Consider the following 18,400-nt stretch of genomic DNA (forward strand, 5'->3'; position numbering starts at 1 on the left):
CTACGCCTAAAGGTAAAGAGCGCAGATTTAATTCGAATTTTATCCTGTTTACACCGCTTGTTTCTGCCAGATGAAGTTGATTTGCAGAAGAAAATTCCTGTTTAATGGCATGAAAAATAAAGTCTTATTAGAAAATAATGCCGACAAAACGCCTAAATCATTATTACTTATAACAAAAGCGGTCAATAACGATCGGGCGCAGGCAAACACAACAGGTACGTTCACAACGACAGATGGGGATTTGCGGATGAAATTAACAACAGGTAAGGCACTGCTGGCGGGTTGTATTGCGATGGCCATGAGCCAGGCGGCCATGGCGAAAGACATCAAGGTGGCGATCGTCGGGGCAATGTCCGGCCCGGTCGCGCAGTATGGCGACATGGAGTTTACCGGCGCGCGCCAGGCGATTGCCGACATTAACGCCAAGGGCGGCATCAAGGGCGACAAGCTGGTCGGCGTGGAATACGACGACGCCTGCGACCCGAAACAGGCAGTTGCGGTCGCCAACAAGGTGATCAACGACGGCATTCGCTACGTGATCGGCCACCTGTGCTCCTCATCCACCCAGCCGGCGTCCGATATCTATGAAGACGAAGGCGTGATCATGATTACCCCGGCGGCCACCAACGCGGATCTGACTACCCGCGGCTACAAGATGATCCTGCGCACCACCGGCCTGGATTCGGATCAGGGCCCGACCGCCGCCAAATACATCCTCAGCGACATCAAGCCGAAGCGCATCGCCGTGGTGCACGACAAGCAGCAATACGGCGAAGGCCTGGCGCGCTCGGTGCGCGACAGCCTGAAAAAACAGGGCACCGAAGTGGCGATGTTCGAAGGCATCACCGCCGGCGACAAAGACTTCTCCACCTTGGTGGCGCGCCTGAAGAAAGAAAATATCGACTTCGTGTACTTCGGCGGTTACTACCCGGAAATGGGGCAGATCCTGCGTCAGGCCAAGCAGGCCGGGTTGACCACTCGCTTCATGGGGCCGGAAGGCGTGGGCAACTCCTCGCTGTCCAACATCGCCGGCGCCGCCTCGGAAGGCATGCTGGTGACGCTGCCGAAACGCTACGATCAGGTGCCTGCCAACCAGCCGATCGTCGATGCGCTGAAAGCCAAGAAGCTGGATCCGACTGGCCCGTTCGTCTGGACCACCTATGCTGCGCTGCAGTCGCTGACCACCGGCATGGAGCGCAGCGGCAGCCAGGAGCCGGCGGACATCGTCAAGGATCTGAAAACCGGCAAGCCGGTGGAGACCGTGATGGGGCCGCTGACCTGGGATGACAAGGGCGATCTGAAAGGCTTCGAGTTCGGCGTGTTCGAATGGCATGCCAACGGCACGTCCACACCGATCAAATAAGCCATAATGATTAGGGTGGGGCGCAGCCCGCTGCGCCCGGCGGGTCGGCTTGCCGGCCCCGTCTCCCTTTACCCGCCGGTTCTGCGCCGGCGGGTTTCGCAGCCAAGGGTTCAGAGTATGTCAGAGCAACTCCTCTATTTTCTGCAGCAGATGTTCAACGGTTTAACGTTGGGCAGCACCTATGCATTGATCGCCATCGGTTACACCATGGTTTACGGCATCATCGGCATGATCAACTTCGCCCACGGCGAGGTGTACATGATCGGCAGCTATGTCTCCTTTATCGTTATCGCCGCCCTGATGATGCTCGGCATCGACGTCGGTTGGCTGCTGATCGGCGCCGCGTTCCTGGTCTCGATCGTTATCGCCAGTGCCTACGGCTGGAGCATCGAACGGGTGGCCTACAAGCCGGTGCGCAACTCCAAGCGCCTGATTGCGCTGATCTCGGCCATCGGCATGTCGATATTCCTGCAAAACTACGTCAGCCTGACGCAGGGCTCACGCGATCTGGCGCTGCCTAGCCTAGTGACCGGCCAGTGGGTGCTGGGAGAAAGCAACGGCTTCGCCGCCACCATCAGCACCATGCAGCTGACCATCTGGCTCGTGACCTTCCTGGCGATGCTGGCGCTGACGCTGTTTATCCGCTATTCACGCATGGGCCGCGCCTGCCGCGCCTGTGCGGAAGATCTGAAGATGGCCAGCCTGCTGGGCATCAACACCGACCGGGTGATCTCGCTGACCTTCGTTATCGGTGCGGTGATGGCGGCGGTGGCCGGGGTGTTGCTCGGCCAGTTCTACGGCGTCATCAACCCTTACATCGGGTTTATGGCCGGTATGAAAGCCTTCACCGCCGCGGTTCTGGGCGGCATTGGCAGCATTCCCGGCGCGATGATTGGCGGCCTGGTACTGGGCGTGGCGGAAGCGCTGACCTCTGCCTACCTGAGCACCGAATACAAAGACGTGGTGTCGTTCGCGCTGCTGATCGTGGTGCTGCTGATCATGCCGACCGGCATCCTCGGGCGTCCGGAGGTTGAGAAAGTATGAAACTCAATCTGCTTAATGCGCTGATCGCCACGGCGGTGCTGTTCGTGATGGCGTCGTTCCTGATGGGCATGCAGCTCAGCCTGGACGGCACCAAGCTGGTGGTGCACGGCGCGGCGGAAGTGCGCTGGATGTGGATTGGCATCGGCTGCGTCATCGTCTTTTTCTTCCAGCTGTTGCGCCCGCTGCTGCAACAGGGATTGAAAAAAGTCTCCGGCCCGGCGTTCGTGCTGCCGAGCTTCGACGGCACCACGCCGCGGCAAAAGCTGCTGGCGGCTCTGCTCATCGTCGCGGCGGTCGCCTGGCCGTTCCTGGTGTCGCGCGGCACGGTGGATATCGCCACCCTGACGCTGATCTACGTGATGCTGGGCCTCGGCCTCAACGTGGTGGTGGGCTTGTCCGGTCTGCTGGTGCTCGGCTACGGCGGTTTCTACGCCATCGGCGCCTACACCTATGCGCTGCTGAATCACTATTACGGCCTCGGCTTTTGGGAGAGCCTGCCGCTGGCGGGTATCGTCACCGCCGCCTTCGGCTTCCTGCTCGGTTTCCCGGTGCTGCGGCTGCGCGGCGACTATCTGGCAATCGTGACGCTCGGCTTCGGTGAGATCGTGCGCATCCTGCTGCTGAACAATACCGAGATCACCGGCGGGCCGAACGGCATCAGCCAGATCCCGAAACCGACCTTCTTCGGCCTGGAGTTCAACCGCAGCCTGCGCGACGGCGGCTGGGATACCTTCCATAACTTCTTCGGCCTGAAATACGATCCGAGCGATCGCATCGTATTCCTGTACCTGGTGGCGCTGCTGCTGGTGGTGCTGACGCTGTTCGTCATCAACCGCCTGCTGCGCATGCCGCTCGGGCGCGCCTGGGAAGCGCTGCGCGAAGACGAGATCGCCTGCCGCTCGTTGGGCCTCAGCCCGACGCGCATCAAGCTGACCGCCTTTACCATCAGCGCCGCTTTCGCCGGGTTTGCCGGCACGCTGTTTGCCGCGCGCCAGGGGTTCGTCAGCCCGGAATCCTTCACCTTCGTCGAGTCGGCCTTCGTGTTGGCGATCGTCGTACTGGGGGGCATGGGCTCGCAGTTCGCGGTCATTCTGGCGGCAATCCTGCTGGTGGTGTCGCGCGAGCTGATGCGCGATCTGAATGAGTACAGCATGTTGCTGCTGGGTGCGCTGATGGTGCTGATGATGATTTGGCGGCCGCAGGGGCTGTTGCCGATGAAACGGCCGCAGTTGAAGCTGCAGGCGGCGGACATTCACGCGGGCAAGGGGGAACAGGCATGAGCGTTCAACCTTTACTGCAGGTAGAGGGCCTGTCGATGCGTTTCGGCGGGCTACTGGCGGTCAACAATGTGGCGCTGACGCTGAACGAAGGCGAAATCGTGTCGCTGATCGGCCCCAACGGCGCCGGTAAGACCACGGTGTTCAACTGCCTGACCGGTTTTTACCGCCCGACCGGCGGCACCATCAAATTGCGCGATCGCCACCTGGAAGGGTTGGCGGGGCAGGCCATCGCCCGCATGGGCGTGGTGCGCACCTTCCAGCATGTGCGGCTGTTCCGTGAAATGACGGTGATTGAGAACCTGCTGGTGGCGCAGCATCAGCACCTGAAAAGCGGCGTGTTCGCCGGGCTGCTGAAAACCCCGGCCTTCCGCCGCGCCGAAGCCGAGGCGCTGGCGCGTGCGGCGGAGTGGCTGGAGCGCGTCGGCCTGCTGGAGATGGCCAACCGTTCGGCGGGCAACCTGGCCTACGGGCAGCAGCGGCGGCTGGAGATCGCCCGCTGCATGGTGACCCGGCCGGAGCTGCTGATGCTGGACGAACCGGCCGCCGGCCTCAACCCGAAAGAGACCGACGAGCTGGATCACCTGATCGTAGAGCTGCGCGATCGGCATAAGGTCTCGGTGTTGCTGATCGAGCACGACATGAAGCTGGTGATGGGCATTTCCGACCGCATTTACGTGGTGAACCAGGGCACGCCGCTGGCGCAGGGCACACCGGCGGAGATCCGCAACAACCCGGACGTGATCCGGGCTTATTTGGGCGAAGAATAATATGTTGTCATTCAATCAGGTATCCGCCCATTACGGCAAAATTCAGGCGCTGCATCAGGTCAGTCTCACGATAAGTCAGGGCGAAATTGTGACGTTAATCGGCGCCAACGGCGCCGGTAAAACCACGCTGCTCGGCACCTTGTGCGGCGAACCGCGCGCCAGCGAAGGCAGCATCGTCTTTCAGGACCAGGACATCACCCAGTGGCAAACCTCGCGCATCATGCGCGAAGCGGTGGCGATCGTGCCGGAAGGGCGGCGCGTCTTCTCGCGCATGACGGTGGAAGAAAACCTGGCGATGGGCGGCTTCTTCGCCGATCGCCAGCAGTATCAACAGCGCATTGAACGGGTGTTCACGTTGTTCCCACGCCTGCTGGAGCGCCGAAGCCAGCGTGCCGGCACCATGTCCGGCGGCGAACAGCAGATGTTGGCCATCGGCCGCGCGCTGATGAGTCAGCCGAAGCTGCTGCTGCTCGACGAGCCCTCGCTGGGGCTGGCGCCGATCATTATCCAGCAGATTTTCGACATCATTCAGCAACTGCGGGAAGAGGGCATGACCATCTTCCTGGTGGAGCAAAACGCCAATCAGGCGCTGAAATTGGCGGACCGCGGTTATGTGCTGGAAAACGGCCGCGTGGTGTTGGAAGATACGGGGGCTGCATTGTTAGCCAACGAAGCAGTGAGGTCGGCGTATCTGGGCGGTTAATCCGCCCCCCTACGAATTAAAATAATCAGGTACGAGAAGAAGAAATGAAGACAGAAGGGTTACTCGCGCAGCGCATCGTTAACGTAAAAAGTTCGGCCATCCGTGAATTGCTTAAGCACAGCAAGATGGAACACGTCATTTCGCTGGCGGGCGGCATCCCCTCTGATGCGCTGTTCGATTTCGAAGGATTGAGCATCGCCACCCAGCAGGCGATCACCGAACAGCCGAAAAGCGCATTCCAGTATGGCCTGACCGAGGGCAGCCCGCTGCTGCGTGAGCGCATTTGCGCGCTGTGCGCCGAGCGCGGCGTCACCGCTGGCGCGGAGGAGGTAATGGTCACCGCCGGCTCACAGCAGGCACTGGATTTGGTGATGCGCGCCATCGTCAATCCCGGCGACGTGTTCGTGGTGGAGCGCCCGACCTACCTGGCGGCGCTGCAAACGCTGGAGCTGGCGGAGGCCAACATCATGTCGGTCTCGTCCGACAGCGACGGCATGGTGGTGGAAGAGCTGGCCGAGCTGCTGAAAACCCAGCGCATCAAGGGCGTGTACGTGGTGCCGAACTTCGGCAACCCCAGCGGCATCACCCTCAGCGCCGCGCGCCGTGAACTGCTGGTGAAGCTGGCTGCTGAACATAACTTCCTGATCATCGAAGACGATCCGTACGGCGAATTGCGTTTCACCGAAGAGCGCCACCCGACGCTGCATCAGGTGTCACAGCAGGTGCTGGGCAACACTGACCACATCATCTATACCTCGACCTTCTCCAAGATCCTGGCGCCGGGCCTGCGCTTGGGCTGGGCGATCCTGCCGCCGTTCCTGCTGCACAAAGTGGCGATCATCAAACAGGCGGCGGATCTGCACGCCAGCGCGTTGTCGCAGAGCATCGTCGAATGCTATCTCGGCCTGGATCGCCTGCCGGCGCAGATCGACAAGATCCGCGCCGCTTACAAGCAAAAGGGCGAGATCCTGGCAGGTTTGGTGGAGCAGGAGCTGGGCGACTACATCACCTTCGATAAGCCGAAGGGCGGCATGTTCCTGTGGGCGCGCTTCCGCCAGCCGTTCAACGCCACCGAATGGCTGAACACGACCTTGCAGCAGGGTGTGGTGTTCGTGCCGGGGGAATACTTCTTCTCCGACAACCCGGATCGTTCAACCTTCCGCCTGTCGTTCGCCACCGCCACCGAGCAGCAGATGCAAGAAGCGGTGGCGCGCCTGCGCCGTTCGCTGTAATCCTCGCGGCGGCGGAGCCCATGCCCGCCGCCGACATCAAACCGCCATCTTCACTTCACCTTGCCGTCATGTGGCTGTCATATAACGGTTATTTTTCTGTCATCCGCGCATGGCATGTTAGCTTCCGAACAAAAAACTGATTCTTTTCGCTCACGCGCTTTTACACCAGCTTTTTCAGGAGTTAGGCATGCTCACCTACGCTATTCGCAAAACCACGCTGTGCGTCGCGTTGACCCTGGCGGTCAGCACTCAGGCGCTGGCGGCGACAGAAATCCCGTTCTGGCATTCAATGGAAGGTGAACTGGGTAAGGAAGTGGATTCCCTGGCGGATCGCTTCAATCAGTCGCACAGCGACGTCAAGATTGTGCCGGTTTATAAAGGCAACTACGAACAGAGCCTGGCGGCGGGCATCGCTGCTTACCGCTCCGGCAAGGCGCCGGCGATCCTGCAGGTTTACGAGGTGGGCACCGCCACCATGATGGCCAGCAAAGCCATCAAACCGGTCTATGAAGTGTTTAAAGAGGCCGGCATCAACTTCGACGAGTCGGTGTTCGTGCCGACGGTGGCCGGCTATTACACCGACAACAAGAGCGGACATCTGCTGTCGCAGCCGTTCAACAGCTCCACGCCGGTGCTGTACTACAACAAAGATGCCTTCAAAAAGGCCGGCCTAAACCCGGACCAGCCGCCGAAAACCTGGCAGGAGCTGGCGGCGGATACCGCCAAGCTGCGTGAGGCCGGCATGAAGTGCGGCTACGCCAGCGGCTGGCAGGGTTGGATCCAGCTGGAGAACTTCAGCGCCTGGCACGGCGTGCCGTTCGCCAGTGAAAACAACGGTTTCGGCGGCACCAACGCCAAGCTGGAGTTCAACAAGCCGCTGCAGGTCAAGCACATCGCGCTGCTGGAGGCGATGAACAAGAAGGGCGACTTTACCTACTTCGGCCGCAAAGACGAATCCACCGAGAAGTTCTATAACGGCGACTGCGCCATCACCACCGCCTCTTCCGGTTCGCTGGCGGACATCAAGCACTACGCCAAATTCAACTACGGCGTCGGCATGATGCCGTACGACGCCGACGCGAAAAACGCGCCGCAGAACGCCATCATCGGCGGGGCCAGTCTGTGGGTGATGAACGGCAAAGACGCCGCCACCTACAAGGGCGTGGCCGAGTTCTTGCAGTACCTGGCGCAGCCGGAAATCGCGGCCGAATGGCACCAGAAGACCGGCTATCTGCCGATCACCACCGCGGCTTACGATCTGACCAAGCAGCAGGGCTTCTACGACAAGAACCCGGGTGCCGACGTCGCCACTCGCCAGATGCTAAACAAGCCGCCGTTGCCGTTCACCAAGGGCCTGCGCCTGGGCAACATGCCACAGATCCGCAGCGTGGTGGATGAGGAGCTGGAAGGCGTGTGGACCGGCAAGAAAACGCCACAGCAGGCGTTGGACGCCGCCGTACAGCGCGGTGACGTGCTGCTGCGCCGCTTCGAAGCATCGACCAAGTAACCCTGCGTCGCGAGCCCGACAGACCGGGCTCGCATCTTCACGCCGATCCTTCCTTACCCGATCAATGGTTTAACTGCTATGTCATCTTCCCGTCCCGGTTTCGGCTGCAGCTGGTTGCCCTATGCGTTGGTGCTGCCGCAGCTGCTGATTACCGCCGTCTTCTTTTTATGGCCCGCCGGCGAAGCGCTGTGGTATTCGGTGCAGAGCCTCGATCCGTTCGGCCTCTCCAGCCAGTTTGTCGGGCTGGATAACTTTAAACAGCTGTTCCAGGATCCTTACTACCTCGACTCGTTCTACACCACGCTGATCTTCAGCTTCCTGGTGGCGGGCATCGGGCTGGCGGTTTCGCTGTTCTTCGCCGCGCTGGTGGACTACGTGCTGCGCGGCAGCCGCCTCTATCGCACGCTGATGATCCTGCCCTACGCGGTGGCGCCGGCGGTGGCGGCGGTGCTGTGGATCTTTCTGTTCAACCCCGGCCTGGGGTTGATCACCCATTTCCTCAACGGGCTGGGCTATAACTGGAACCATGCGCAAAACAGCGGCCAGGCGATGTTCCTGGTGGTGCTGGCCTCGGTATGGCAGCAGATAAGCTATAACTTCCTGTTTTTCCTCGCGGCGCTGCAGTCTATCCCGCGTTCGCTGGTGGAAGCGGCAGCCATCGATGGCGCCGGCCCGGTGCGGCGCTTCTTCCATCTGGTGCTGCCGCTGATCGCGCCGGTGAGCTTCTTCCTGCTGGTGGTCAATCTGGTGTACGCCTTCTTCGATACCTTCCCGGTGATCGACGCTGCCACCGGCGGCGGGCCGGTGCAGTCCACCACCACGTTGATCTACAAGATCTACCGCGAAGGCTTCGCCGGATTGGATCTCTCCAGCTCCGCCGCACAGTCGGTGATCCTGATGCTGCTGGTGATCGGCCTGACGGTGATCCAGTTCCGCTTCGTTGAACGTAAGGTGCGCTATCAATGATTGAGAATCGACGCGGGCTGGACATCTTCAGCCATGTGATGCTGGTTATCGGCGTGCTGGTGGTGCTGTTCCCGCTGTACGTGGCCTTTGTCGCCGCCACGCTGGATGACAAACAGGTGTTTCAGGTGCCGATGACGCTGGTGCCCGGCGGCCACCTGTGGGAGAACATTCGCAATATCTGGCAGGGCGGCGTGGGCAACCTCAAGGTGCCGTTCTCGCTGCTGCTGCTCAACAGCGTGATCATGGCGTTGGCGATCACCTGCGGCAAAATCGCGGTGTCGGTACTGTCGGCTTACGCCATCGTGTATTTCCGTTTCCCGCTGCGCAGCCTGTTTTTCTGGCTGATTTTCCTCACCCTGATGTTGCCGGTGGAAGTGCGCATTTTCCCGACGGTGGAGGTGATCTCTAACCTCAACCTGCTGGACAGCTATACCGGCCTGACGCTGCCGCTGATGGCCTCGGCCACCGCTACCTTCCTGCTGCGCCAGTTCTTCATGACGCTGCCGGATGAGCTGCTGGAGGCGGCGCGCATCGACGGCGCCGGGCCGATGCGTTTCTTCTGGGACATCGTGCTGCCGCTGTCGAAAACCAATCTGGCGGCGCTGTTTGTCATCACCTTTATCTACGGTTGGAACCAATATCTGTGGCCGATCCTGATCACCAGCGACGCTTCGATGGGCACCGCGGTGGCGGGCATCAAGAGCATGATCTCCACCTCCGGCGCGCCGACCCAGTGGAACCAGGTGATGGCGGCGATGATTCTAACTTTATTGCCACCGCTGGCGGTGGTGCTTCTGATGCAGCGCTGGTTTGTGCGCGGTCTGGTTGATAGCGAGAAATAACGACGATGGCAGGATTAAAACTACAGGCGGTCACCAAGTCTTACGACGGTAAAACGCCGGTGATCAAACAGATCGACCTCGACGTGGCGGACGGTGAATTCATCGTGATGGTCGGCCCGTCCGGCTGCGGGAAATCTACGCTGCTGCGTATGGTGGCCGGGCTGGAGCGCACTACCAGCGGCGATATCTATATCGATACCCGGCGCGTGACCGATCTGGAGCCCAAGGATCGCGGCATCGCGATGGTGTTCCAGAACTACGCGCTCTATCCGCACATGAGCGTGTACGACAACATGGCTTACGGCCTCAAGATCCGCGGTTTCGGCAAGGAGCATATCCGCCAGCGGGTGGAGGAAGCGGCGCGCATCCTGGAGCTGGAGCCGCTGCTCAAGCGCAAACCGCGCGAACTTTCCGGCGGCCAGCGCCAGCGGGTGGCGATGGGGCGCGCCATCGTGCGCGAACCGGCGGTATTCCTGTTCGATGAGCCGCTGTCCAACCTGGACGCCAAGCTGCGGGTGCAGATGCGCCTGGAGCTGCAACAGCTGCACCGCCGTCTGAAAACCACCAGCCTGTACGTGACTCACGACCAGGTGGAGGCGATGACGCTGGCGCAGCGGGTGATCGTGATGAATAAGGGCGTGGCGGAGCAGATCGGCACCCCGAGTGAAGTGTACCAACGGCCGGCTTCGCTGTTCGTCGCCGGCTTTATCGGCTCGCCGGCGATGAACCTGCTGCCCGGCACCCTGAGCGCCGACGGCGGCCAGCTGCTGTTGGCGGACGGCATGACGCTGCCGTTGCCGGCGGCCAAGCCGCAGTGGGCGGGGCGGCCGTTGACGCTGGGCATTCGGCCGGAGCATATTCAATTGGTGGCGCAAGGCCAGGGCGTGCCGCTGCAGCTGCAGACGCTGGAACTGCTGGGAGCCGACAATCTGGCGCACGGCCAGTGGGGCGGTCACGGGGTGATCGCGCGGCTGTCGCATGAAACCTTGCCGACGGCGGGCAGTACGCTATATTTGCAGCTGCCTGCTCAGGCGCTGCACTTCTTTGACACCCATAGCGGATTACGGATGGATTGATGACGAGACCCTGGCCTTACCCTCATATCGTTGCCCACCGCGGCGGCGGTTCTCTGGCGCCGGAAAACACCCTGGCGGCGATCGACGTCGGCGCGCGCCACGGCCACAAGATGATCGAGTTCGACGCCAAGCTGGCGCAGGACGGGCAAATTTTCCTGCTGCACGACGACACGCTGGATCGCACCAGCAACGGTTGGGGCGTGGCGGGCGAGCTGCCGTGGGACAAACTGGTGCAGCTGGACGCCGGCAACTGGTACAGCTCGGCCTTCAAGGGCGAGCGGTTGCCGCTGCTGTCGGAGGTGGCGGAACGCTGCCGGGAACACGGCCTGATGGCCAATATCGAGATCAAACCGACCACCGGCAGCGACGATGAAACCGGCCGGGTGGTGGCGCTGGCGGCGCGGTTGCTGTGGCAAGGGCAGACCGATCCGCTGCTTTCTTCCTTCTCGGTAGAAGCGCTGGCGGCGGCGCAGCGCACCGTGCCGGATTTGCCGCGCGGCTTGCTGCTGGAGGCCTGGGACGACAACTGGCGCGAGCTGACCGAACGCTTGGACTGCGTCTCGCTGCATATCGACCACAAAGCGCTGACCGCCGAGCGGGTGAAAGCGTTGAAAGACGCCGGGCTGCGTATTTTGGTGTATACCGTCAACCAACCGGATCGCGCGCGCCTGCTGCTCGACTGGGGCGTTGACTGCATTTGCACCGACCGGATAGATTTGATTGGCCCGGCTTTTTAATCCGGCGCCGATGAATCCCGCGACGACAAGCCTTGCCGCCGCACCACCGGAAGGAATGCGATGCCTGGCTTTATCCTGTCACTGTGGCACCAGATCGTGCTGTCTTTACCGCTGTTCGTCCTGATCGCATTGGGTTATGGGCTGATTCGCTGGGGGAAATGGCCCTCCAGCATCACCGATGGCCTGACGCGCTTCGTGTTTTCCCTCGCCTTGCCCGCCATGCTGTTTCGCATGATGTGCGACTTCTCGCAGCGCCCGGCGGTCGACGCCCGGCTGCTGATCGCGTTCTTTGGCAGCTGCCTGATCGTATTTGTGCTTGGCCGCCTGGTCGCCCGGCACCTCTTCCGGTTGGATGGGGTCGCTGGTTCGGTGTTTGCGCTGGGCGGTATTTTCTCCAATAACGTGATGCTCGGTTTACCTATCGCCAGCGTGATGCTGGGGCAGGCGGCGATCCCGTCGGTAGCGCTGGTGCTGGTGTTCAACGGCCTGATCCTGTGGACGCTGGTGACGGTGTCGATCGAATGGGCGCGCAACGGCTCGCCGACGTTGAGCGGTTTCGCTAAAACCGCGCGCAGCGTGCTGACCAACCCGCTGATCGTCGGCATTTTGTCCGGCACGCTGTTTAGCCTGACCGGCTTGCCGCTGCCGGACTTCGTCGATCGACCGGTCAGCATGCTCGGCCAGGTGGCGGCGCCGCTGTCGCTGGTGGTGCTTGGCATGGGGCTTGCCGAGTACCGCATCAGCGAAGGCTGGCAGCTGAGCAGCGCCATCTGCGTGCTGAAGTTGCTGGTGCAGCCGCTAGTGATTTGGCTGCTGGCCTGGATGATGGATCTGCCGCCGATGGAAACCCGCGTTGTTGTGCTACTTGGATCGATGGCGGTGGGGGTGAACGTCTACCTGATGTCGCGCCAGTTCAATACGCTCACCGGCCCGGCCGCCACCAGCCTGGTGATGTCCACCGTGCTGGCGGCGATCACCACGCCGCTGATCCTCACCGTTATGGGCGTGCGGGCGTAGCCGGCATCGGCGCCTGCGGCACCGCCGGTGCGGTGCGATTGAACGGATCGCGCGGCTGGTTGCCGTTAGGCAGCAGTTGCCCGCCGTTCGGCGTGGTTTGCATCAGCTGTTGCCGCTGATTGTCGAACTGTCGCTGCTGCTGCAGGCGGCGTTGATCCATCTGCCGGTTGTTCAACAAGCGCTGTTGCTGCGCTTGCTGGTTGTTTTGGTTGAGTAACTGCTGCTGTGAGCGCAGGTCGGTTACGCCGTTGGCCGCCGCCGCCAACCCAGGCAGCAACAGCAGAGCGAACAGAATGTGAGACGTTTTCATGATGGTTACCTCGCCTTTTTATTAAGCCTAACCCAGCGGTGAAATTTTGCCGGTAGTTTGTCTTTTGTTCAGATGTAAACTGCCTTTCATCCCCTTAGGCGTCCATCTTCCGTTACAATCGCCCTTTCGGTCTTTTTAGGGTGAACCCATCGTGCTGCTTTTGGTTATAACCACCATTCTGTGGGCATTTTCTTTCAGCCTGATTGGCGAGTACCTGGCGGGCCACGTCGACAGCGGATTCTCGGCGCTGGTGCGCATCGGGCTGGCGGCGCTGGTGTTTCTGCCGTTTCTGCGTTGGCGCAACATCAAACTCAAGGTGATCCTGCTGTATATGCTGGTGGGGGCCTTCCAACTGGGCATCATGTACCTGTTCAGCTTCCGCGCCTATCTCTACCTGACGGTGCCGGAATTCCTGCTGTTCACCGTGCTGACGCCGCTGTACATCACGCTGATCTACGACTTGCTGAGCGGCCGACGCCTGCGTTGGGGCTACGTCTTCAGCGCGCTGCTGGCGGTGCTGGGCGCGGCGATCATTCGCTATCACCAACTGAGTGAACACTTCTGGTGGGGGCTGCTGTTGGTGCAGGCGGCGAATATCAGCTTCGCCATCGGCATGGTCGGCTATAAGCGCCTGATGGAAGTGCACCCCTTGCCGCAGCACACCGCCTTTTCCTGGTTCTACCTGGGGGCGGCGGTGGTGGCGGTGGTGGCCTGGTTCCTGTGGGGTAACCCGCAGCAGCTGCCAACCACCAACCTGCAGTGGGGCGTGCTGATCTGGCTGGGCGTGGTGGCGTCTGGACTGGGTTACTTCATGTGGAACTATGGCGCGACGCAGGTCGATGCCGGCACGCTCGGCATCATGAACAACATGCATGTGCCGGCCGGGCTGCTGGTCAATCTGGCCATCTGGCAGCAGCAGCCGCACTGGCCGAGCTTTATCATCGGCGGGGCGGTGATCGTCGCTTCACTGTGGGTGCATCGACGCTGGGTGGCGCCGAAGCAGCTCGGCTAAACGGGGGCCGGCAGTTTATACGCCGGCCGCCAACGCTTTGGCGCCGGTCGCGCCAGGGCGTGCGGCGTCGCGCACGAACGGCAGATGATCGCAGGCGTGCTGGCGGGCCGAGCGGATAAAGGCTTCGGTCACCGCCTGGCGCTGTTCACCGTCGCGCACGGCGGCGTACAGGCGGCTCCACAGGCCGTCACCCAGGGTTTTGGTCACCACCAGCCCCTGCCGTTCGAAACTCTCCACCACCCAGTGCGGCAGCGCCGCAATCCCCATCCGCGCCGATACCATCTGGATCAGCAGCAGCGTGTTATCGACGTTCTTCAATGCCGGGTTGACGCCCGCCGGCTGCAGGAAATGCCGCCAGATATCCAGCCGTTGGCGCTGCACCGGGTAAATCAACAGTGTTTCATCGCTCAAGTCTTCCGGCTCGATGTGCGGCTTGCCGGCGAGCGGATGATCCGGCGCCAGCACCAGACGCACCTCGAAATCGAACATCGGCGAATAGTGCAGGCCGCTGCGCGGCAGAATATCCGACGTCATCACCAGATCCAGCTCGCCCTGTTGCAGGGCCGGCTGCGGATCGAAAGTGACGCCGGAGGTGAAGTCCATCACCACCTGCGGGAAACGCTGGCGGAAGTTGTCCAGCGCCGGCGTCAGCCACTGAATGCAGCTGTGGCATTCGATGGCGATGCGCAGCGTGGTCTGATGCGGCTCGTGGCAGGCCTGCAGCGCCTGTTGGATCTGCGGGAGGACCTGCTCCGCCAGCTGCAGCAGGATCTCGCCCTGGGCGGTGAAGCGCAAGGGCTGGCTCTTGCGCACGAACAGCTTGAAGCCCAGACGTTGCTCAAGATCGCTGAACTGGTGCGACAGGGCAGACTGCGTCTGGTGAAGTTGGGCCGCCGCCCCCGCCAGCGAACCGCTGTTGCGCAGGGCCTGCAGCGTCCGTAAATGTTTCAGTTCGATCATGAGAGTCCTTCACATTGACAGTGAATAAATTGCGCTTGTGGTTAATACAGTACCTGCTGATTATGGATGTGTAAACATCTGGACGGCTAAATGGGGAATATGACGATGGCAATTTTGAATCACACACTGGGTTTTCCTCGCGTTGGGCTACGACGTGAGCTGAAAAAAGCTCAGGAAAGCTACTGGGCAGGCAACTCAACGCAGGAAGAGCTGTTGGCGGTTGGCCGCGAGCTGCGCGCTCGTCATTGGCAACAGCAACAGCAGGCCGGGGTGGATTTGGTGCCGGTCGGCGATTTCGCCTGGTACGATCATGTGTTGACCACCAGCCTGCTGCTGGGCAACGTGCCGGCGCGCCATCAGAATGCGGATGGCTCGATCGACCTGGACACGCTGTTCCGCATCGGCCGTGGCCGCGCACCGACCGGCGAGCCGGCGGCCGCGGCGGAAATGACCAAATGGTTTAACACCAACTATCACTACATGGTGCCCGAATTCCAGCAAGGCCAGCAGTTCAAACTGGGCTGGACTCAGCTGTTGGACGAAGTGGATGAAGCGCTGGCGCTCGGCCATCGCATCAAGCCGGTGCTGCTTGGCCCGGTGACCTATTTGTGGCTGGGTAAGGTGAAGGGCGAGCCGTTCGATCGCCTGTCGCTGCTGAAAGAGATTCTGCCGGTTTACCAACAGGTGCTGGCCGAGCTGGCGAAACGCGGCGTCGAGTGGGTGCAAATTGACGAGCCTGCGCTGGTGCTGGAGCTGCCGCAAGCCTGGCTGGACGCGTTCAAACCGGCTTACGACGCGCTGCAGGGGCAGGTGAAGCTGCTGTTGACCACGTATTTCGACAGCGTAGGCCACAACCTCGATACCGTCCGCACGCTGCCGGTGCAGGGGCTGCATGTCGATCTGGTCGCCGGTCATGACGATATCGCCACGCTGAGCGCCGCATTGCCGCAAGACTGGCTGCTGTCGCTGGGGGTGATCAACGGCCGCAACGTTTGGCGCGCCGATCTGAGCCGCTGGTTTGAACGTCTGCAGCCGCTGGTGGGCTCCCGCCCGCTGTGGATTGGCTCCTCCTGTTCACTGCTGCACAGTCCGATCGACCTGAGCGTGGAAAGCCGTCTGGACGAAGAAGTGAAAAGCTGGTTCGCCTTCGCGCTGCAAAAATGCGCCGAGCTGGCGCTATTAAGCTCGGCGCTGAACGCGCCTGACACGACGAAACAGGCTGAACTGGACGCCTACAGCGCGCCGATCCGCGCCCGCCGTCAGTCGAGCCGCGTGCATAACCCACAGGTTGAGCGCCGGCTGGCCGCGATCACCGCGCAGGACAGCGAACGCCACAGCGCTTACGCCGAGCGCGCCAGGGCGCAGCGCGAGCGTTTCAACCTGCCGGCCTGGCCGACCACCACCATCGGTTCGTTCCCGCAGACCACCGAGATCCGCGGCCTGCGTCTGGACTTCAAACAGGGCCGTTTGGACGGCAACAACTACCGCACCAGCATCGGTGAGCACATCAAACAGGCGATCGTCGAGCAGGAGCGCCTCGGGCTTGACGTACTGGTGCACGGTGAAGCCGAGCGCAATGACATGGTGGAATATTTCGGCGAGAACCTGGACGGCTTCGTGTTTACCCAGAATGGCTGGGTGCAGAGCTACGGCTCCCGCTGCGTGAAGCCGCCGGTCATCATCGGTGACGTCAGCCGCCCGGAAGCCATCACCGTCGACTGGGCCAAATTCGCCCAGTCGCTGACCGACAAGCCGGTAAAAGGCATGTTGACCGGGCCGGTGACCATCCTGTGCTGGTCGTTCCCGCGTGAAGACGTGACCCGCGAAGTGATCGCCAAGCAGATTGCGCTGGCGCTGCGCGACGAGGTGGAAGATCTGGAAAAAGCCGGTATCGGCATCATCCAGATCGACGAGCCTGCGCTGCGCGAGGGGCTGCCGCTGCGCCAATCCGACTGGGCCGCCTACCTGAACTGGGCGGTGGACGCCTTCAAACTGAATGCCGCCGTGGCGCAGGATGACACCCAGATCCACACCCACATGTGTTACTGCGAGTTCAACGACATCATGGACTCCATCGCCGCGCTGGACGCCGATGTGATCACTATCGAGACCTCGCGTTCCGATATGGATCTGCTGGAAGCCTTCAAAGAGTTCGAATACCCGAACGAAATCGGGCCGGGTGTCTACGATATCCACTCGCCGAACGTGCCGAGCGTGGAATGGATTGAAGCGTTGCTGCGTAAAGCGGCGCAGAACATCCCGGCGGAACGCCTGTGGGTCAATCCGGATTGCGGCCTGAAAACCCGTGGCTGGCCGGAAACCCGGCAGTCGCTGGCCAACATGGTATTGGCGGCGCAGCGCCTACGCGAGCACGCGTGATGCCGTGCGGCGGGTAAACCGCCGCTTATAGATTTACTGGTGTGATGATTGGGCGCTTCGGCGCCCTTTTTTATGCGCGGGAAATTATTTGACGCCGTGCTGGGCGAACCACGCCAGCATGCGCTGCCAGCCGTCCTCCGCCGCTTCGGCGTTGTAGCTGGGGCGATAGTCGGCGTTGAATGCGTGCCCGACGCCAGGATATACCACGATTTCGGCCTCGGCGTTGGCGGCGCGGATCGCCTGACGCATGGTTTCCACCGTCTCCAGCGGAATGCCGCTGTCCTGCCCGCCATACAGCCCCAGCACCGGCGTTGACAGGTGGGTGGCGACATCGACCGGATGCTTCGGTGAATTCAGCGTTTTCTCGCCGACCAGTTTGCCGTACCAGGCGACCGCCGCCTTCAACTGCGGGTTGTGCGCCGCGTACAGCCAGGTAATGCGGCCGCCCCAGCAGAAACCGGTGATCGCCAGCTTGCCGGCGTCGCCGCCGTGGCGGATAGCCCAGTGCGCGGCGTGATCCAGATCCGACAGCACCTGACGATCCGGCACCTTGGTCACCAACTGCTGGAACAGTTCGCCGATATCGGTGTAGTCGTTGGCGTCGCCCTGACGGAAATAGAGCTCGGGCGCGATTGCCAGATAGCCCTGCTTGGCCAGGCGACGGCACAGATCCTGAATGTGCTCATGGACGCCGAAGATTTCCTGTACCACCAGCACGATGGGGAAGGGGCCGTTATGGTCGGCGGGTTTGGCGACATAGGCCGGCAGCGCGTCGCCCTGAGAAGGGATGGTCGTTTGCCCGGCGTGAATGCCCTGTTCGTCGGTGATAATCGCGGAGGCGGCCAACGGCGCGGCGGCCGGGGCGAATCCCCCCTGAGCCTGTTCTAATGTCATCACATGTTCGGTTTTCATTGCGGTCTCCGTGCAATAGAAAAAAGCGCTGAGATTAACTATAGGAAAGATTACCCATTATTGGCGCTGCGTGGCGCACTTTCGGACAAGTCGATAAAAAACGGCTAATTATCTGGCTTTGCGGCATTTTTAAGCGCTTTTTATCATGTTATTACGCGTTTTGGCCCACGTAAGTGCCATAAGGTGCGTTAGAGGGCTTTTTTGTCCCTAAGCAACCGATAAGATGGGGGTATTTCGAATTGATGAGCTAAATAGTTTCAGTCGGCAACCAACGGGCAGGGAGCGGCAAGGTT

At 61.4% G+C, this 18,400-nt stretch carries 17 protein-coding genes; 14 read left to right on the forward strand and 3 right to left on the reverse strand.

Annotated elements, in window-relative coordinates; genetic code table 11:
- Nucleotides 1-247 precede the first annotated feature (247 nt).
- From QMZ29_RS12790 to QMZ29_RS12845, 12 genes are all read left to right on the forward strand, one after another.
- Complete coding sequence (locus QMZ29_RS12790) at nucleotides 248-1,363, forward strand: branched-chain amino acid ABC transporter substrate-binding protein (RefSeq protein WP_025304902.1); 1,116 nt, start codon at nucleotides 248-250, stop codon at nucleotides 1,361-1,363.
- A gap of 117 nt (nucleotides 1,364-1,480) precedes the next feature.
- Nucleotides 1,481-2,407: a high-affinity branched-chain amino acid ABC transporter permease LivH gene (gene livH, locus QMZ29_RS12795; RefSeq protein ID WP_015376290.1), complete on the forward strand. Its 927-nt coding sequence runs from the start codon at nucleotides 1,481-1,483 to the stop codon at nucleotides 2,405-2,407.
- Nucleotides 2,404-3,687: a high-affinity branched-chain amino acid ABC transporter permease LivM gene (locus QMZ29_RS12800; protein ID WP_025304903.1), complete on the forward strand. Its 1,284-nt coding sequence runs from the start codon at nucleotides 2,404-2,406 to the stop codon at nucleotides 3,685-3,687. Before livH ends, QMZ29_RS12800 begins: the two co-directional genes overlap by 4 nt.
- On the forward strand, nucleotides 3,684-4,454 hold the full coding sequence (gene livG / locus QMZ29_RS12805) for a high-affinity branched-chain amino acid ABC transporter ATP-binding protein LivG (RefSeq protein WP_025304904.1): 771 nt from the start codon (nucleotides 3,684-3,686) through the stop codon (nucleotides 4,452-4,454). The genes QMZ29_RS12800 and livG overlap by 4 nt, the downstream gene beginning before the upstream one ends.
- A 1-nt stretch (nucleotide 4,455) precedes the next feature.
- Nucleotides 4,456-5,157: a high-affinity branched-chain amino acid ABC transporter ATP-binding protein LivF gene (gene livF / locus QMZ29_RS12810; protein ID WP_025304905.1), complete on the forward strand. Its 702-nt coding sequence runs from the start codon at nucleotides 4,456-4,458 to the stop codon at nucleotides 5,155-5,157.
- A 44-nt stretch (nucleotides 5,158-5,201) separates the two neighbouring features.
- Nucleotides 5,202-6,389 carry an aminotransferase-like domain-containing protein gene (locus QMZ29_RS12815; protein ID WP_025304906.1) on the forward strand — a complete coding sequence of 396 codons (1,188 nt, stop codon included), beginning with the start codon at nucleotides 5,202-5,204 and terminating at the stop codon, nucleotides 6,387-6,389.
- 187 nt (nucleotides 6,390-6,576) lie between these two features.
- Complete coding sequence (gene ugpB / locus QMZ29_RS12820) at nucleotides 6,577-7,896, forward strand: sn-glycerol-3-phosphate ABC transporter substrate-binding protein UgpB (RefSeq protein WP_033636688.1); 1,320 nt, start codon at nucleotides 6,577-6,579, stop codon at nucleotides 7,894-7,896.
- Between the two features lie 78 nt (nucleotides 7,897-7,974).
- Nucleotides 7,975-8,862 (forward strand): sn-glycerol-3-phosphate ABC transporter permease UgpA, encoded by an 888-nt coding sequence (gene ugpA, locus QMZ29_RS12825; RefSeq protein ID WP_015376293.1) that lies wholly within the window; start codon nucleotides 7,975-7,977, stop codon nucleotides 8,860-8,862.
- Complete coding sequence (gene ugpE, locus QMZ29_RS12830) at nucleotides 8,859-9,704, forward strand: sn-glycerol-3-phosphate ABC transporter permease UgpE (protein ID WP_025304908.1); 846 nt, start codon at nucleotides 8,859-8,861, stop codon at nucleotides 9,702-9,704. Before ugpA ends, ugpE begins: the two co-directional genes overlap by 4 nt.
- Before the next feature lie 5 nt (nucleotides 9,705-9,709).
- Complete coding sequence (locus tag QMZ29_RS12835) at nucleotides 9,710-10,780, forward strand: sn-glycerol-3-phosphate import ATP-binding protein UgpC (protein WP_043137521.1); 1,071 nt, start codon at nucleotides 9,710-9,712, stop codon at nucleotides 10,778-10,780.
- Entirely contained in the window at nucleotides 10,780-11,517 is a 738-nt protein-coding gene (ugpQ, locus tag QMZ29_RS12840) for a glycerophosphodiester phosphodiesterase (RefSeq protein WP_025304910.1), read from the forward strand. The genes QMZ29_RS12835 and ugpQ overlap by 1 nt, the downstream gene beginning before the upstream one ends.
- A 60-nt stretch (nucleotides 11,518-11,577) precedes the next feature.
- Nucleotides 11,578-12,534, forward strand: coding sequence for an AEC family transporter (locus tag QMZ29_RS12845; RefSeq protein WP_025304911.1), 957 nt, complete (start codon nucleotides 11,578-11,580; stop codon nucleotides 12,532-12,534).
- Here QMZ29_RS12845 and QMZ29_RS12850 read toward each other — a convergent pair.
- On the reverse strand, nucleotides 12,515-12,844 hold the full coding sequence (locus QMZ29_RS12850; protein ID WP_025304912.1) for a hypothetical protein: 330 nt from the start codon (nucleotides 12,842-12,844) through the stop codon (nucleotides 12,515-12,517). The two genes, QMZ29_RS12845 and QMZ29_RS12850, sit on opposite strands and share 20 nt — an antisense overlap.
- 151 nt (nucleotides 12,845-12,995) lie before the next feature.
- On the opposite strand from QMZ29_RS12850, the gene QMZ29_RS12855 reads away from it, so the two are divergent.
- Complete coding sequence (locus QMZ29_RS12855) at nucleotides 12,996-13,856, forward strand: carboxylate/amino acid/amine transporter (protein ID WP_025304913.1); 861 nt, start codon at nucleotides 12,996-12,998, stop codon at nucleotides 13,854-13,856.
- A gap of 15 nt (nucleotides 13,857-13,871) precedes the next feature.
- Here QMZ29_RS12855 and metR read toward each other — a convergent pair whose 3' ends face one another.
- Nucleotides 13,872-14,816, reverse strand: a complete 945-nt coding sequence (gene metR / locus QMZ29_RS12860; protein WP_016929455.1) for an HTH-type transcriptional regulator MetR — start codon at nucleotides 14,814-14,816, stop codon at nucleotides 13,872-13,874.
- A gap of 90 nt (nucleotides 14,817-14,906) precedes the next feature.
- Between metR and metE the strand changes: the two genes are divergently transcribed.
- Complete coding sequence (gene metE / locus QMZ29_RS12865; protein WP_261426213.1) at nucleotides 14,907-17,195, forward strand: 5-methyltetrahydropteroyltriglutamate--homocysteine S-methyltransferase; 2,289 nt, start codon at nucleotides 14,907-14,909, stop codon at nucleotides 17,193-17,195.
- 84 nt (nucleotides 17,196-17,279) lie between these two features.
- Here metE and QMZ29_RS12870 read toward each other — a convergent pair whose 3' ends face one another.
- Complete coding sequence (locus QMZ29_RS12870) at nucleotides 17,280-18,107, reverse strand: dienelactone hydrolase family protein (RefSeq protein ID WP_025304915.1); 828 nt, start codon at nucleotides 18,105-18,107, stop codon at nucleotides 17,280-17,282.
- Nucleotides 18,108-18,400 lie beyond the last annotated feature (293 nt).

The sequence above is a fragment of the Serratia sp. PF-27 genome, assembly GCF_030053255.1.
Taxonomy (GTDB): Bacteria; Pseudomonadota; Gammaproteobacteria; order Enterobacterales; family Enterobacteriaceae; genus Serratia; species Serratia bockelmannii.